This window comes from Streptomyces sp. NPDC050211 (assembly GCF_040656035.1).
GTDB lineage: Bacteria > Actinomycetota > Actinomycetes > Streptomycetales > Streptomycetaceae > Streptomyces.
Map to the genome: position 1 here is coordinate 189767 of NZ_JBFALC010000006.1, position 14731 is coordinate 204497.

Genomic DNA, 14731 nt, shown 5'->3' on the forward strand with positions numbered 1-14731 from the left:
CTGCCCGTCCGGCGCCGCCCCCGCCCCCACAATGCAGTTTTCGTAACGCACGTCAGGCGCTGGCAAGGGGCCGGACGTATGTTGGCCGTATGGACCCTGCAAGCGGAAAGCACGGCATCGGCTCGGACACAGGGCAGCTACGGATCAAGACCAGCCGCACCGGGCTGGGCCGCAAGGCCGGCCATGACCTGACGATCGAGGTCACCCGGTGGTCCGGGGATGTCACGGTCGATGTCGCCGATCCGGGCCGGTCGTCCGTGGTCGCCACGATCGAGGTCGACTCCCTGGAGGTCCGGGAGGGAGCCGGAGGCCTGAAGCCGCTCACGGACGACGACCGGGCGGACATCAAGCGGACGATCCGAGAGAAGATCCTCCATACCGCGGAGCATCCGCGCATCACCTTCACCTCGACCGAGATCGCAGGCACCCCGCACGCCTTCACCGTGACCGGAGATCTCACGATCATGGGCGCGACCCATCCGATCACCCTCGAGGCGGGCCTGGACGCCGAGGGGGGTGTGCATGGCGCCGCCACCGTCGTACAGAGCAGCTGGGGCATCAAGCCGTACAAGGCATTCGCCGGCGCCCTGCGACTGGCGGACGAGGTCCGAATCGAGTTCGACCTCGCCCCCCTGACCGACACGGCGGCGCTGGGGTAGTCACTCCCGGCGCTCCCCGCACCGCCGCGTCCCACCCACCGGCCGTCCGCCGCTGAGCTTGATCGGCGTGCCGCGACCCGGCTGACGCGCACCCCAGCCCACCTCACCGCAAACCCACGTCGGCCACCCACCCCAGCGGGCGGCCCAACGGTCACCGAAATTCGCCGTCCCCCTAAGCACCGCCCCCCGACCCAACCCCCACACCAGACCCCGGCCGCCGCCCCCGCGTACTGATCAACGGATAGGAGTTGATCACAAACCCCGGATTCTTCAACAACGCGTAGAAGCGGCGCAGCTCCCCCTCCGTAACGCCATCCCCCCGCAACCCCGCCTCCGCCTGCTCCATATTCACGCGGTGCAGGTCGATCCCCCTGCCCCCGCCCGCCCAGGACTCCGCGTACGTCGTCGCCGTGACCTCCGTGAGCCCCGCCCGTGTCATCGCCGCAGGCACCCGGCGCCCCCACGCCACATCGGCGCCCGCCTTCTCCAACTGGGCCAGCAGCGCGGCCTGGACGTGGGTGAACAGGGCGGTGGAAGCCTCATCCGGGGTCGCGAGAACCGGGATCCACGTGCAGTCGAACTCCTCCAGCAGGAGCCACCCGCCCGGGCGCAGGGCTGCCACGAGCCGCTCCAGTACGGCAAGCCGCTCCGGCAGGTGCAGCAGGACCAGCCGGGCGTGGATCACGTCGTAGTCGCCGCCCGGCAACGGGTCGTTGACGATGTCGTGGCGCAGCAGGCGTACCTGCGGCGGCCGGGGCCGGGACTCGGCCCAGCGGGGGTCCAGGTCGGTCACCGTGACCTCCCCCTCCGGACCGACCCGTTCCCCCATCCACGCCCCCAACGAGCCGCCGCCCCCGCCGACTTCCAGGCACCGGAAGTCGGGGGCCAGGCCGGTCAGTTCCAACTGGCGGCGGGAGACGGGGTCGTAGCACGACTCCAGGGTCGAGAAGCGGTCGGGGGTGCGGGCGTCGGTGTTGTCGAACAGGTAGCGGGACATGGAGTTTCTCCCTCTGCGGGCTCTGCGGGCTTGGCGCGGGGCGCGGTGACACAGATGAAAACGAACGCGAAGAGCAACGGTGTTGTGAGTTAGCGTGCGGTTCATGACGACCTCCGCCACCGAAGACTCCGGAGCCCATCCCCGATTCGCCGAGGCACTCCAACAGCTGGGGCTCGGTGAACTCCACGGCCGCATCCGCCGGTTCCCGGACGCCACCCGCACCGCCGCCGAGGCTGCCGCCGCCATCGGGTGTGAGCTGAGCCAGATCTGCAAGTCGCTGATCTTCGCGGCGGACGGCGTGCCGGTGCTGGTGCTGATGGACGGGGCCTCGCGGGTCGACGTGGAGCTGGTGCGGCGCGAACTCGGGGCCGAGAAGGTGACGCGCGCGAAGGCGGACGTCGTACGGGAGACGACCGGGTACGCGATCGGAGGCGTGCCGCCCTTCGGGCACCGTACGAAGACCCGGGTCCTCGCCGACCGTTCCCTGCTCGACCACGACCTCGTGTGGGCCGCCGCCGGAACCCCGTACACCGTCTTCCCCATGGAGCCCAAGACGCTGATCACCCACGCCGGCGCGAACCTCGTGGACGTACGCGAGCAGGACACCCGCGACCAGGACACCCACAACCAGGACGCACCCGAGCCCACCCCGTGACCCCCCTGGTCACCGCCGCCGTCCTCCTCGCGGCCGTCACCCACGCCGGCTGGAACGCCATCGCCCATCGCATCACCGACAAACTCGTCAGCTTCACGCTGATCGCGGGCGGCGGCGTGCTGATCGGGCTGGCCATGATCCCGTTCGTGGCGGTACCGGCGGCGGGCGCATGGCTGTACCTCCTTCTCTCCGCCGCCATCCACATCGCGTACTACGCGCTGCTGATGAAGTCCTTCCGCCTGGGCGACTTCGGGCAGGCCTACCCCATCGCCCGCGGCAGCGCGCCCCTCGTCGTCACCGTGCTCGCCGCCGTCTTCGCCCATGAGGTGCCGGACGCGTGGGCAGCCACCGGCATCGCCCTGTCCTGCGCCGGTCTCACCGGCGTCGCCCTGTGGGGACTGCGCGGCCGGCGCCCCGACTGGGCGGCGATCGGCGCGGCCCTGGCGACCGGGCTGACCATCGCCGTCTACACCGTGGTCGACGGGCTCGGGGTGCGGGCCTCCGGGTCCTCGCTCGGCTACATCGCCTGGCTGATGGTGCTACAAGGGACGATCATCCCCGCGTACGCCATCCACCGCTGGCGGCGTCAGACCATCGCCCTACTACGCCCGTCCGCAGCCCTCGGCCTCCTCGGCGCCGCACTGTCCGTGGCGGCGTACGCCCTGGTCCTGTGGGCCCAGACCAGGGCCACCCTCGCACCGATCGCCGCCCTACGGGAATCGTCGATCATCGTCGGCGCGGCCATCGGAGCGGTGTTCTTCAAGGAGCGGTTCGGGGTGTCCCGGATCGTGGCGGCGGGGGTGCTGGTTGTGGGGATCGGGTTGATGCTGCACGCGGGGTGAGACCGTCGTGAGGCCTCACAGCTACAGCCCCGCCGCGCCCGGCAAAGCCGCCGAAACGGTGCGTTGGCGCGGGACGGCGACCCCGGACAGGTCGTGGGCGCGCACGCTGTTGCGGTCGGCGGGGGAGCGGCCGAGGGCGTGGTGGGGCCAGAGGCCGCCGGCGACGCGGCGGCTGCGTTCGCTCCACTCGCGGGCCGGGTCGGTGCCGCATTTGTAGTAGTTGAGGGCGTAGCCGCCGGTGTGGATGCGCAGGAGGGAGAAGCCGCCCGGGTAGTCCTTGACCGCGCTGACTTCCTGCTGGGTGACGTGCGGTGCGCGCATCAGGACTGTGCGCTTGTTGCGGTGGGTGTGGCCCGCGTGGTGGAGGAAGACGCCCGGCGTGGCGGCGTACGCGTCGACGATCGCGCGGGCCTGGCGGCGGTCGAGGCGTTGGCCGCGGCCCATCGGGAAGACCGAGTCCCGCACGGTCAGCGGGTGATGGCCGAAGACGAGTGTGGGCTGCTCCCGCTGCTCCCGCAGCCGCGCCCGGAACCAGGACAGTTGCTCGTCGCCGAGCCCGCCCGCGTCGCCGCCGTTGCCCTTCTTCTCGTAGGTGTCGAGCCCGATCAGCCGCAGTCCGCCCAGGTCGTGGGTGAGGTAGCCGGGGCCCGTGCCGCCCAGGAAGCCGTCGCGGAAGGTGTCTCCGGCGGGGCCGGGGCGGTCGTGGTTTCCGCGTACGACGAAGTAGTCCCGCCCGTGGACGCCGAAGCCGTCCAGGATCTGTCTCGCCTCGGCCAGGTCGCGCGGGGCGCCGCCCGCCGAGATGTCACCGGCGGCCAGCAGCACGTCGGCTCCGCGCCGCCGCGCCTCCTCGACCAGGGCCCGGCCCATGATCTCCGGATACGGGGCGAGCCCGGGCTGCTGCGAGATGCCGCGCAGCATCGGCATTCCGGCCACCCGGCCGGCGGTGGTCTCGCCGAGGTGCAGGTCGTTGCAGAGGGCGATGGACATCAGGTGGCGGCCGGGCGGCGGCTGGGGCGTGGTGAAGGAGTACGGTCCGCCGCGCGAGCCGATGCCGTGCAGGTTGGTGCCGACCGCGTTGCCGCGCACGAGGTGGAGGGGCGTGGGTGTGGCGGCCGTACCGCGGGAGCGGGCCTGGTAGTAGTACGTCTGGCCCGGTTCCAGGCCGGTGATCTCCACCTGGTGGTGCGCGGTCAGGCGACCTTCGGACGCGGTGCGGGTCAGGCGGCCGGGGTGTGTGCCGTAGACGACCTCGCCCTCGGTGAAGGCGGGCAGCATATGGCCCCAGCCGTCGTCGGTGCCGGGGACGCCGGTGAACCACGTGATGATCGCGCGGTCCTCGGTGAGGGTGACCAGTTCGAGGTGTACGGCGGCCAGAGCGTCGGGGTGGTGGGGGAAGGCGTGGCGGGCCCGCTGGGCGCGGGTGAGGGCGCCGCGCAGCAGAGCGGGCGCGAGCAGTGCGCCGGAGCGCATGATGTCGCAGGGGCTGGGGAGGGCGGCCAGGACCGTCAGAGGAGCGGAGAGGCAGCAGCGCATACTGCAGTTTGTGCCCTGTTGACGTTAACTGCGGCGGTTTTGTCGGCGGCGTCATACGGTCCGGCGTGCGACATCCGTCACTCGCGGCGTGTCCGCGTGACGTCGGACACGCCTCATGGATGCGGCCGTAGGCCGGAAGGAGCACTCTGGAAGCAAGTGTTCCGGAGGTGATCGTCATGATGCACACCACAGTGGGATGGCATGTCGAGCTCGAGTTCCAGGAGGACGACACCCACACCCGGGCGGCGGCGCTGGTGCGCTTGCCCGACGGCTCGGAAGTACGGGCCCATGGGCACGCCACGCGTCACCACACGGACCCGAATCAGCCACGGGTCGGCGAGGAGATCGCCGCGGCCCGCGCACTGAACGAGCTCGCCATGCAGATGCTGACCAAGGCGCACACCGAGATCGACGCGGCGTCAGGGCGTACTTCGCATCCGATTCACGTCTGATCGGGGAGGTACGCCAGGGAGGCGCACCAGGTACACCGGTCCGGGCGGGCTCACACGGCTGAGGGAAATCGGCCCGCCCGAGCGGGTCCGGGCGGATCGAGGGGGTGGCGCGGCGTCACGATCGCGGCATGACAGAGCGATCCATCAGATCCATCAGCCGGCGCGGTGCGCTCGGCACCGTGGCGGCCGCGGGACTGGCCGCCCTCTTCCCGGCCGCGAGTCCTGCCCGTGCCGCCGCGCCGCTGCGCAGCGGGCTTTACACGATCTCCCGCTTTCACTGGCAGTTCCTCACGCTCAATGAAGCGGAGGGGGCTGTCGTGCTGCTGCCGGAGGGCGCCGGCGGCGGCCAGGTGTGGGAGGTCCAGCCCCTGGCCAACGGCAACAGGACCATCCGTAACGTCAAGGAAGGCACCTACCTCGGCTATGCGCGCACCCGGGGCATCCGCAAGCGGGTCATGGGACACGCCGTCCCCGTCGAGTGGTCCCTCACCGCGGCCGCGAACGGCCATCACCTCAGGGCCTCCGGCACCGAGCTCGCCCTCGACGGCAGCCCCCTGCGGATCCACCCGCCCCATATCGACCTGACCGCCCTGCGCCCGCAGGACCCGGCCCAAATCTGGCAGTTCCGCGCGACCTCGCTGTCGTCCCGTTGAATCCCTGTCCTCCGTTGAGGGCTAACCGGCCGTCGCCTGCCGCACCGCCCGTACCAGCGCCTGTGCCCGCGGATCCGCCGTCACGGTCTTGCGGAAGCCGTTCGTCACATAGCCGAGGGCGATGCCGGTCTCCGGGTCGGCGAAGCCCAGGGAGCCGCCCCGGCCCGGGTGGCCGAAGGAACCCGGGCCGAGGAGCGGTGACGCGCTGCCGTGCAGCATGTAGCCGAGGCCGAAGCGGGTGCTGACCACCAGGACGCGGTCGGGGCCCGCCGACTCCTCGGCGCGGGCCGACGCGAGCGTCTGAGGCGTGAACAGCCGTGCAGCACCGTCGACCTCGCCGATCAGCGCCGCGTAGAAGCGGGCCAGTCCGTCGGCGGTCGCGATGCCGTTGGTCGAGGGCAGGGCGGCCGCGCGGTACGCCGGGTCGTTCTGGTCGGGGAAGGGGATGATCGCGGCGAAGGCGCGGCGGGTGAGGGAGGCCGGGTCGTCGTACGCCTCGGTCACCGCACGCCTCGGGCGGACGCGCAGGCCCGCCCCGGTGGCGGGTTCGGGGGTCTCGATACGGCCCACTCGGCCCGTCCGGCCGGCGGCTTCCTCGGCTTCCGGCAGGCCCAGCCACAGGTCCGCGCCCAGCGGTCCGGCGATCTCCGCGGCGATCCATTCGCCGGTCCACAGGCCCGTCACGCGCCGGACGAGTCCGTCGAGCATCCAGCCGTAGGTGAGGGCGTGGTAGCCGTGGTCGGTGCCGGGCTCCCAGACCGGGGCCTGTGCGGCGACCGCCGCGGCGCCCCGTGCCGGGTTCAGGGCCTCCTCGGGCGTGAGCGGACGGTCGAGGACCGGCAGACCGGACCGGTGGTTCAGGACGTGCCTGACCAGTACCCGCTCCTTGCCGCGCGCCTTGAACTCCGGCCAGTAGTCGCCCACCGGCGCGTCCAGGTCGAGCAGTCCGCGCTGGTGCAGCAGCAGTGGTACGGCGGCGGCGACGCCCTTGGTCGCCGAGCGCACGATCTGCGCGGTGCCGCGCAGCCAGGGCTCGGTGCCGTCGATGTCCCTGGTACCGGCCCACAGGTCGACGACCCTGCGCCCGTCCCGGTACACGGCGACCGCCGCACCCCGGTCGCCGAGCGCCTCGAAGTTCGCTGCGAACGCGTCCCTGACCGGCTCGAAGCCTTCGGCGACAGTGCCGTTCACGTCCACGTGCGTACTCCTCGTCTCGCCGGGTTCGTCTCGCTCCGGGGTCTCCCCCTCACCTCAGCCAAGCAGGATCGTTACGTCGATGTTCCCGCGGGTCGCGTTGGAGTACGGGCACACCTCATGGGCCGCGTCCACCAGCTTGGCCGCGATGTCCGTGTCGAGGACCGGGAGCGAGACGCTGAGGGCGACCGCGAGACCGTAGCCGCGCTGTCTGTTGGGGCCGAGGCCGACCTTGGCGGCGACCGTCGAGCCGGTCAGGTCGTAGCCCTCGCGGCGGCCGACCAGGACCAGCGCGTTGTGGAAGCAGGAGCTGTAGCCGGCCGCGAACAGCTGCTCCGGGTTGGTGCCGTTGCCGTCGCCGCCCAGCTCGGGCGGCATCGCGACCTTCAGCTCGATCTGGCCGTCCTGGCTGGTGACATAGCCGTCCCGGCCGCCGTGGGCGGTGGCCTCGGCGACGTACACGATCTTCGTGGGGCGTGTGTCGGTACGGCTGTCGGGACGGATGTCGGCTTCGGTGCCGTCGATCATGGCAGGACCTCCCCCTGATGGGACGGGGCAGCTGGCAACACAGGCGTGTGCAAGTGCATCGTGCACAAGGTACTCGCCAGTAACGGCGGGTGTGGGAGGGAGGGGGAGGAAACCCGCGGTAACCGAAGCTCAGCGGGAGCGCTCGGCCGCGGCCCGCGCCCGTTGCGCGAGCTGCCACAACTCCTCGCGGAGCCGGGTGACATCCGCGCCGCCGAGCTGGGTGGCCGTGAGGAGCGCGCCGGGTATGCGCACCGCGCGTTCCCTGAGTTCCTCGCCGTGTCCCGTGCACGCGATGACCACGGAGCGCTCGTCGTGTGCCGCGCGCTCCCGGCGCACCACACCCGCGCTCTCCAGCCGCTTGAGCAGCGGCGACAGCGTGCCGTAGTCGAGCCGCAGCGCCGCCGCCAGCTCCTTCACCGTGGTCTCGCCGCGCTCCCACAGCACCAGCAGCACCAGGTACTGCGGGTAGGTGAGCCCCAACTCGTCGAGGAGCGGACGGTACATGGCCGTCACCGCGCGCTGGGCGGCGTACAGCGCGAAGCACAGCTGCTCGTCCAGCAGCAGCGATCCGGCATCCTCTTGGTTCGTCACGCGTCCATTGTCACGGACGGCCGGGGACGGCCGTCACGGAAACGCATCATGGACGATTCGCGGCGGTCACAGAGCGCGGGTCGAAGCCGAACGGCAGCTCCAGGCGGTGCGCCCGCATCAGCTCCTCGTCGGCGAGCAGCTCGCCCGTCTTGCCGTCCGCGGCGATCACGCCCTCACTGAGGATCAGCGAACGGGCGCACAGCTCCAGGGCGTACGGCAGGTCGTGCGTGACCATGAGCACGGTCACGTCCAACGAGCGCAGGATGTCGGCCAGTTCGCGGCGGGAGGCGGGGTCGAGGTTGGAGGAGGGCTCGTCGAGGACGAGGATCTCCGGCTCCATCGCGAGCACCGTCGCGACGGCCACCCGGCGACGCTGGCCGAAGGAGAGGTGGTGCGGCGGCCGTTCCTTGAACTCCGCCATGCCGACCAGCTCCAGCGCGTGGTCGACGCGCGCCTCCAGCTCGGCCCCCTTCAGCCCGGCCGCCGCGGGCCCGAACGCCACGTCCTCCCGCACGGTCGGCATGAAGAGCTGGTCGTCCGGATCCTGGAAGACGATGCCGACCCGCCGCCGGATCTCCGCCATGTGCCGCTTGCCGACGGGCAGCCCGGCGACGTGCACGGTGCCGGTGCCGCCGGTCAGGATGCCGTTGAGGTGCAGCACGAGCGTCGTCTTCCCGGCGCCGTTCGGCCCGAGCAGCGCGACCCGCTCGCCGCGCGCGATGGAGAAGTCCACGCCGAACAGGGCCTGGTGGCCGTCGGGGTAGGCGAAGGCGAGGCCGGAGACCTCCAGGGAAGCGGTACTCACAGGGCCCATCCCATCACGCAGACGACAAGGGCGGCGGCGGGGAGGGCGAGAGCGTACGACCACTGCGCCCGGGACGCGGTCACCTCGTCGATCACCGGCATGGAACCGGCGTACCCACGGCTCACCATGGCCAGATGCACCCGCTCACCGCGTTCGTAGGAGCGGATGAACAGCGCGCCCGCGCTCTTGGCCAGCACGCCCCAGTGCTTGACCCCGCTCGCCTCGAAGCCCCGCGACTCCCGGGCGATCCGCATCCGCCGCATCTCGTCCGCGATGACATCGCCGTACCGGATCATGAAGGACGCGATCTGCACGAGCAGCGGCGGCAGCTTGAGCCGCTGCAACCCCAGCAGCAGTTCGCGCAGTTCGGTGGTGGAGGCGAGCAGGACGGAGGCGGCGACGCCCAGGGTCCCCTTGGCGAGCACGTTCCACGCGCCCCACAGCCCGTTGACGCTCAGCGAGAGCCCGAGTACGTCGACCCGCTCGCCCTCCGCCACGAAGGGCAGTAGCACCGCGAACGCGACGAACGGCACCTCGATCAGCAGCCGCTTCAGCAGAAACCCGGCGGGCACGCGCGCGATGGACGCCACCGTCGCGAGCAGCACGGCGTACAGCCCGAACGCCCACATCGCCTCCCGCGGCGTCGACACCACGACGACCACGAAGGCGAACACCGCCGCGAGCTTGGTGTGCGGCGGCAGGGCGTGCACCGGTGAGTGCCCGTGCCGGTAGAGCCGGTGCGCGTGCCCCGCTCCCATGTCAGACGCTCGTACTGACGGGACCGGAAGAGGCAGCGTCTTCGCTGGTACGACGCCTGCGCACCGCCCAGAAGACGCCGGTGCCCGCGACGACCGTCACGCCCACGCCGATCACGCCCGCCAGCCCCCCGGACAGGCGGGCGTTGTCGACGTCCTTGATGCCGTAGTCGGCGAGCGGCGAGTCGGCCGCCGCGTGCTCCTCGACCTTCTGGTCCATGCCCTTGTCGGCGGCGACCTTCTCCAGGCCGTCCGGGTCGGCGGACGCGTAGAAGCTGACGAAGCCGGCCAGCACGAGGGAGGCGACCAGACCGCCGATCCACACCTTGCGGTGGGAGGTGCGCGCGGCCACGGCGACCTCGGGGGCGGGCGCGTCGACGAGTTCGCCGTTCACCCGCAGCTGGAGGCGCTGGCGCAGGTCGCGCGCGCCGTACACGAGGTCCGGGCGTACGGCGATCACGGAGCCCACCGTCAGCGCGGTGATCGCGGCCTCGCCGATGCCGATGAGGACGTGCACGCCGACCATCGCGGTGGCGACCTTGCCGATCGAGACGTCGGTGGTGCCGCCGATCCAGTACAGGAACGTGAAGGCGGCCGCCGCGGCCGGGACCGAGACGAGGGCGGCGACGAAGGAGGCGGCGGTGATGGAGCGACGGGTGCGCGGCAGGAGCTTCACCAGGCCGCGGAAGATGCCGTAGGCGACGACCGTCGTGACGCACCCCATGACGGTGATGTTCACGCCGAGCGCGGTCAGGCCGCCGTCGGCGAAGAGGATGCCCTGCATCAGCAGGACGACGGAGATGCACAGGACGCCGGTGTAGGGGCCGACGAGGATCGCGGCGAGCGCGCCGCCGAGGAGATGGCCGCTGGTCCCCGCCGCGACGGGGAAGTTCAGCATCTGCACGGCGAAGATGAACGCGGCGACCAGGCCGGCCAACGGGGCGGTGCGCTCGTCGAGTTCCCGGCGCGCGCCGCGCAGGCTCACGGCGACCGCCGCCGCGGCGACGACGCCGGTCACGGCGGAGGTGGGGGCGTCTATGAATCCGTCAGGTACGTGCACCGTTCGATGATAGTGGCTTGTTGCGAATGTCTTGCAAGAGCGAGTGGCTCGTACATCGGCTACGTGAGATGTGCGACGTCAGCGGGCGTAATCCGCGAAATATGGGACATTGGAGGGGTAGTGGATGCACATTTTTTACTTGAGTAACGCAGAGTAAGGGGCCGTCCGATGTCTGCAGTCGAACAGTACGCACGAGCCCATATCGTCACGGACGCGCCCATCGAGGACAGCGACACGATTCCGGTCGTCCTGCGTTACGACCCCGAAGCCGACCCGCGTTCCGTACGGGTCGGCCTGCCGGGGGCGTCGCACGAGTGGACGTTCTCGCGGGCACTGCTGGAACAGGGACTGCGGGCACCGGCCGGCACGGGGGATGTGCGGGTGTGGCCGTGTGGGCGGGTGCAAGCCGTTGTCGAGTTCCACTCCGCGCAGGGGGTGTCGGTGGTCCAGTTCGAGACGAAGGCACTGATGAGGTTCCTGCGCCGGACGTATCTGGCAGCCGAACCCGTCCCTCACTGAGGTGCGCCCTTAGCGCCCTCACCCACCCGTCTTCAGCAGTGCCGCCACGATCGGGCCCGCCGTTTCTCCCCCGTGGCCGCCCGACTGGACCACGCCCGCTCCCGCGAGGTCGCCCCGGTAGGCGGTGAACCAGCCGTTGGGCTTCTTTTGACCGTCGACCTCGGCGGAGCCGGTTTTCGCGCCTACGTCGCCGGTGACGCCGGACATGGCCTCCGCTGCCGTGCCGTAGGCCGCCGTGTAGGCCATCAGGTCGCGCAGTTGGGACAGGGTGGAGGCGGACAGGGTGCGGGAGGCGGTGGCCAGCTTGCGGTTGTCCACGTCCGGGGAGACCAGGTACGGCTGGTGGAAGACGCCCGTCTTGATCGTCGCCGAGACCGACGCCATGTTGAGCGGGTTCATGCGGACGCCGCCCTGACCGATCAGCGAGGCCGCCATCTGGGCGTCCGACTGGACCGGCACGGAGCCGTCCATGGAGGGGACGCCGATCGCCCAGTTGTCCAGGGACAGGCCGAAGACCTGCTGGGCCTGCTGGGTGAGGTCGTCGTCGTCCAGCTTGGGGGCCTGGCTGATGAAGGCCGTGTTGCAGGAGCGGGCGAAGCTCGCCTTGAAGGTGCCGCCCTTGATCTGGAACTTGTCGTCGTTCTGGAACTTCCAGCCGCCGTACGTGAAGTACTTCGGGCACGGATGCGCCTTGTCCTCCGACGCGAGCCCCTTCTCGATCAGCAGCGACGAGGTGATGACCTTCATCGTGGAGCCGGGGGCGAGGGAGCCCTGGAAGGCCGTGTTGAAGCCGTGCGAGGCGTTGGCGGCGGCGAGGATCTCGCCGGTCGACGGGCGCAGGAGGACGACCGACGAGTTCGCCTTCTTGGCCACCTGCGCCTCGGCGGCGGCCTGCAGGGCCGGGTCCAGGGTCGTCTTGACCGTGCCCGGGGTGCCCTTGCTGAGTTCCAGGACCGTCTCGTCGGAGAGTTCCTTGGCCTTCGACGCCTTGCCGCGGATCACCCGCAGCTCGATGCCCGCCTTGCCGCCCGCGGTCTTGCCGTACTTCTCGCGCAGCCCGTCAAGCACCGTGCCCAGCGACGGGTACTCGGCGGTCGTGATCTCCCCGCCGTCCCGGTCCAGCGCCTTGACCGGCGGGGTGCCGGACGCGCCGGTGACCAGGGTGTCGCCGTCCGCGAGGTCCGGGTGGACGACCGCGGAGTGCCAGTCGACGTAGGGCTTGCCGTCCTTGGTGTCACGGACGACGGTGAGCGAACTGCCGTACGTCAGCGGCTTGCTGGTGCCCTTGTACGACACCGTCGCCTTGACGGTGAAGGGCACCTTGTCGCCGGTGCGGGTGCCCGCGGTGAGGGTGACGTCCTTGATGTGGGCGTCCTTGGTGTAGCCGGTGAGCAGGGTGGTGGCCGCCGTGGGGTCGTTCGTGGCGGCCGCCGCCGTGGTCACCTTGCCCTGCTGCCAGGACGTGAGGAACGTGCGGGCCGCCGTGGTGACCTCGGTCGCCGACAGCGGGCCGGTCTTGACCTTCTTCTCCTCGGCGCGCGCCGCCGTCGGGGACGTACGGTCGTCGGCCGCGGCCCCCGCGCCGTACAGCGCGTAGACGCCCACTCCGGCGCCGGCGATGACCACGGCGATGGTCCCGCCGATGACGGCGGGCTTCTTCGTGTTCCGTCGCTCGGCGACGCGCCTTCTCGTTCCCACAGCTTCCGAATCCTCCGAGAGTCCCCAGGGTCCCCGTTGCCCTCATGCACCTCATCAACGACGGCAACCACCCTAGAGTCCCGTCCTGTGCGGGTGAGTTCCTCAGCCCGTTCAGCCGCCGGTCCGTAGCACAGCTGCGACAATCGGCCCGGCCGCGTCGCCGCCGCGCCCGCCTTCTTCGGTCATCGCTGCGGCCGCGATGTCGTCGCGGTACCCGGTGAACCAGCTGTTGGACGTCTTCTGCCCGTCGACCTCCGCGGAGCCGGTCTTCGCACCGACGCTGCCGGTCAGCCCGGACATCGCCTCGGCCGCGGTGCCGCTGGTCGCGGTGCGGTTCAGCATGGCGCGCAGCTGGCCGACGGTGTCCGCGGACAGGCCGCGCGCGCTCGCCAGTTCACGGCCGTCGAGCTTCTGCGGCACGATCACCGGCTGCCGGAAGGTGCCCGTGATCGCGGTCGCTGTGACCGACGCCATGTTCAGCGGGTTCATCTGGACCTGGCCCTGGCCGAGCATGTTGGCCGCGGTGTCCGGGCCGCCGGAGGCCGGGACCTGGCCGTCGAAGGACGGGATGCCGGTCTGCCAGTTGTCCTTGCCGAGCCCGAACCGCTCCTCGGCCTCCTTGGTGAGGGAGTCCACCTTCACCTCGTCCGCGTACTTCACGAACGCCGTGTTGCACGAGCGGGCGAAGCTCTCGGAGAGGGTCGCGTTCTCGTTCGGGTCCATGCCCTTGATGTTGTTGAATTTCTGGCTCTGCCAGGTCGCGTCGTTCGGGCAGGAAGCCGGGCCGTTCATCTCCGTGATCCCGTTGTCGATGAGCGTGGCCGCGCTCACGATCTTCATCGTGGAGCCGGGTGCCTGCTTGCCGAGGAAGGCCGCGTTGAAGCCGTCCGCGCGGTTGTTGGCCACCGCGAGCACCTCTCCGGTGCTGGGCTTGACGGCGACCACGGACGACTCGGCGTAGCCCTTCACCGCCTTCTCGGCCGCCGCCTGCGCGCTCGCGCTGAGCGTCGTCGGCAGCCGGCCCGCCTTGCCCTCCGCGAGGGTCAGCAGCGGGGTGTCGGCGGCCTCGGCGGACGTGTGCCGGATCGCCAGCTCGACGCCGGGTGTACCGCCCGCCTGCTCCCCGTACTTGCCGCGCAGCTCGTCCAGGATCGGCCCGAGGGACGGGAACTTGTCCTCGGTCAGAACGGTCCCGTCGCGGTCCACGGCCTCGATGGGCGGGCTCGCCGCCTCACCCGTGACGAGGGTGTCGTCCCGCTGCAGTTCCGGGTGGACGACGGACGGCTTCCAGTCCACCAGCGCCTTCCCGGTGGTCTTGCCGCGCACCACCGTGAGGGTGCTCTTGTAGGTCAGCGGCTTGGACTTCCCGTCGTACGACACCGTCGCCTTCACCGTGAACGGTACGGTCGCGCCGGTCCCCGCACCGGGCGTGATGCTGACGCCGGTGATGTGCGCGTCCCGCCCGTAGGCGGCGAACAGCGGCTCGGCCGCCAGCTCGTTGTTGGTGAGCGCCGCCGCCGTCGCCGCCTGCCCCTTCTCCCAGGCCGCGAAGAACTTCCCCGTCGTCTCCTTGACCTCGTCGCCGCTCGGCGGCCCGGTTCTCACGGGCTCCGGCTCGCTCGCCCCGAACCCGCCGTCACCGTTCAGCGCGGACACCAGGTTGAAGGCGCCGTACCCGGCGCCTCCCAGCATCACGACGAACACCCCACCGACGACGGTGGCCTTGACCCCCTTGCGCATGGCTGCGCTCCCTCCCCCTACTCATGTCCCTGCACTGTAAGTGGCGG

The 14731-nt window shown here is 71.0% G+C and carries 16 protein-coding genes; 6 read left to right on the top strand and 10 right to left on the bottom strand.

Annotated elements, in window-relative coordinates; all coding sequences use genetic code 11:
- Positions 1-89: 89 nt before the first annotated feature.
- A complete protein-coding gene (locus tag AB0I98_RS09260; RefSeq protein WP_362937609.1) occupies positions 90-659 on the top strand; it encodes a YceI family protein in 570 nt (189 codons plus the stop codon).
- A gap of 172 nt (positions 660-831) precedes the next feature.
- On the opposite strand, the gene AB0I98_RS09265 is transcribed toward AB0I98_RS09260, so the two are convergent.
- A complete protein-coding gene (locus AB0I98_RS09265; protein ID WP_362937612.1) occupies positions 832-1656 on the bottom strand; it encodes a methyltransferase domain-containing protein in 825 nt (274 codons plus the stop codon).
- Between the two features lie 103 nt (positions 1657-1759).
- Here AB0I98_RS09265 and AB0I98_RS09270 point away from each other — a divergent pair, with 103 nt between their 5' ends.
- A complete protein-coding gene (locus AB0I98_RS09270) occupies positions 1760-2311 on the top strand; it encodes a YbaK/EbsC family protein (protein ID WP_362937615.1) in 552 nt (183 codons plus the stop codon).
- Complete coding sequence (locus tag AB0I98_RS09275; RefSeq protein ID WP_362937618.1) at positions 2308-3153, top strand: EamA family transporter; 846 nt, start codon at positions 2308-2310, stop codon at positions 3151-3153. Before AB0I98_RS09270 ends, AB0I98_RS09275 begins: the two co-directional genes overlap by 4 nt.
- Positions 3154-3174: 21 nt before the next feature.
- Here AB0I98_RS09275 and AB0I98_RS09280 read toward each other — a convergent pair whose 3' ends face one another.
- Positions 3175-4689, bottom strand: coding sequence for a metallophosphoesterase family protein (locus AB0I98_RS09280; RefSeq protein WP_362937621.1), 1515 nt, complete (start codon positions 4687-4689; stop codon positions 3175-3177).
- A gap of 176 nt (positions 4690-4865) precedes the next feature.
- Between AB0I98_RS09280 and AB0I98_RS09285 the strand changes: the two genes are divergently transcribed.
- Positions 4866-5141 carry a DUF1876 domain-containing protein gene (locus AB0I98_RS09285; protein ID WP_362937624.1) on the top strand — a complete coding sequence of 92 codons (276 nt, stop codon included), beginning with the start codon at positions 4866-4868 and terminating at the stop codon, positions 5139-5141.
- A gap of 128 nt (positions 5142-5269) precedes the next feature.
- The gene (locus tag AB0I98_RS09290) at positions 5270-5794 is read left to right on the top strand and encodes a hypothetical protein (RefSeq protein ID WP_362937627.1); all 525 of its coding nucleotides are present in this window, start codon (positions 5270-5272) and stop codon (positions 5792-5794) included.
- 21 nt (positions 5795-5815) lie between these two features.
- On the opposite strand, the gene AB0I98_RS09295 is transcribed toward AB0I98_RS09290, so the two are convergent.
- The 6 genes from AB0I98_RS09295 to AB0I98_RS09320 form a co-directional block, all read right to left on the bottom strand.
- Positions 5816-6991 carry a serine hydrolase domain-containing protein gene (locus tag AB0I98_RS09295; protein ID WP_362937630.1) on the bottom strand — a complete coding sequence of 392 codons (1176 nt, stop codon included), beginning with the start codon at positions 6989-6991 and terminating at the stop codon, positions 5816-5818.
- A 54-nt stretch (positions 6992-7045) separates the two neighbouring features.
- Complete coding sequence (locus AB0I98_RS09300) at positions 7046-7516, bottom strand: organic hydroperoxide resistance protein (protein WP_362937633.1); 471 nt, start codon at positions 7514-7516, stop codon at positions 7046-7048.
- A 129-nt stretch (positions 7517-7645) separates the two neighbouring features.
- Positions 7646-8107 carry a MarR family transcriptional regulator gene (locus AB0I98_RS09305; RefSeq protein WP_362937636.1) on the bottom strand — a complete coding sequence of 154 codons (462 nt, stop codon included), beginning with the start codon at positions 8105-8107 and terminating at the stop codon, positions 7646-7648.
- A 46-nt stretch (positions 8108-8153) separates the two neighbouring features.
- Positions 8154-8921: an ABC transporter ATP-binding protein gene (locus AB0I98_RS09310; RefSeq protein ID WP_362937639.1), complete on the bottom strand. Its 768-nt coding sequence runs from the start codon at positions 8919-8921 to the stop codon at positions 8154-8156.
- The gene (gene cbiQ, locus AB0I98_RS09315; protein ID WP_362937642.1) at positions 8909-9670 is read right to left on the bottom strand and encodes a cobalt ECF transporter T component CbiQ; all 762 of its coding nucleotides are present in this window, start codon (positions 9668-9670) and stop codon (positions 8909-8911) included. Before cbiQ ends, AB0I98_RS09310 begins: the two co-directional genes overlap by 13 nt.
- A 1-nt stretch (position 9671) precedes the next feature.
- A complete protein-coding gene (locus AB0I98_RS09320; RefSeq protein WP_362937645.1) occupies positions 9672-10727 on the bottom strand; it encodes an energy-coupling factor ABC transporter permease in 1056 nt (351 codons plus the stop codon).
- A gap of 168 nt (positions 10728-10895) precedes the next feature.
- Between AB0I98_RS09320 and AB0I98_RS09325 the strand changes: the two genes are divergently transcribed.
- Positions 10896-11246: an SsgA family sporulation/cell division regulator gene (locus AB0I98_RS09325; RefSeq protein WP_362937648.1), complete on the top strand. Its 351-nt coding sequence runs from the start codon at positions 10896-10898 to the stop codon at positions 11244-11246.
- An 18-nt stretch (positions 11247-11264) separates the two neighbouring features.
- On the opposite strand, the gene AB0I98_RS09330 is transcribed toward AB0I98_RS09325, so the two are convergent.
- Positions 11265-12944 carry a penicillin-binding transpeptidase domain-containing protein gene (locus AB0I98_RS09330; protein ID WP_362937651.1) on the bottom strand — a complete coding sequence of 560 codons (1680 nt, stop codon included), beginning with the start codon at positions 12942-12944 and terminating at the stop codon, positions 11265-11267.
- 111 nt (positions 12945-13055) lie between these two features.
- The gene (locus AB0I98_RS09335) at positions 13056-14684 is read right to left on the bottom strand and encodes a penicillin-binding transpeptidase domain-containing protein (protein WP_362937654.1); all 1629 of its coding nucleotides are present in this window, start codon (positions 14682-14684) and stop codon (positions 13056-13058) included.
- Between the last annotated feature and the right edge of the window lie 47 nt (positions 14685-14731).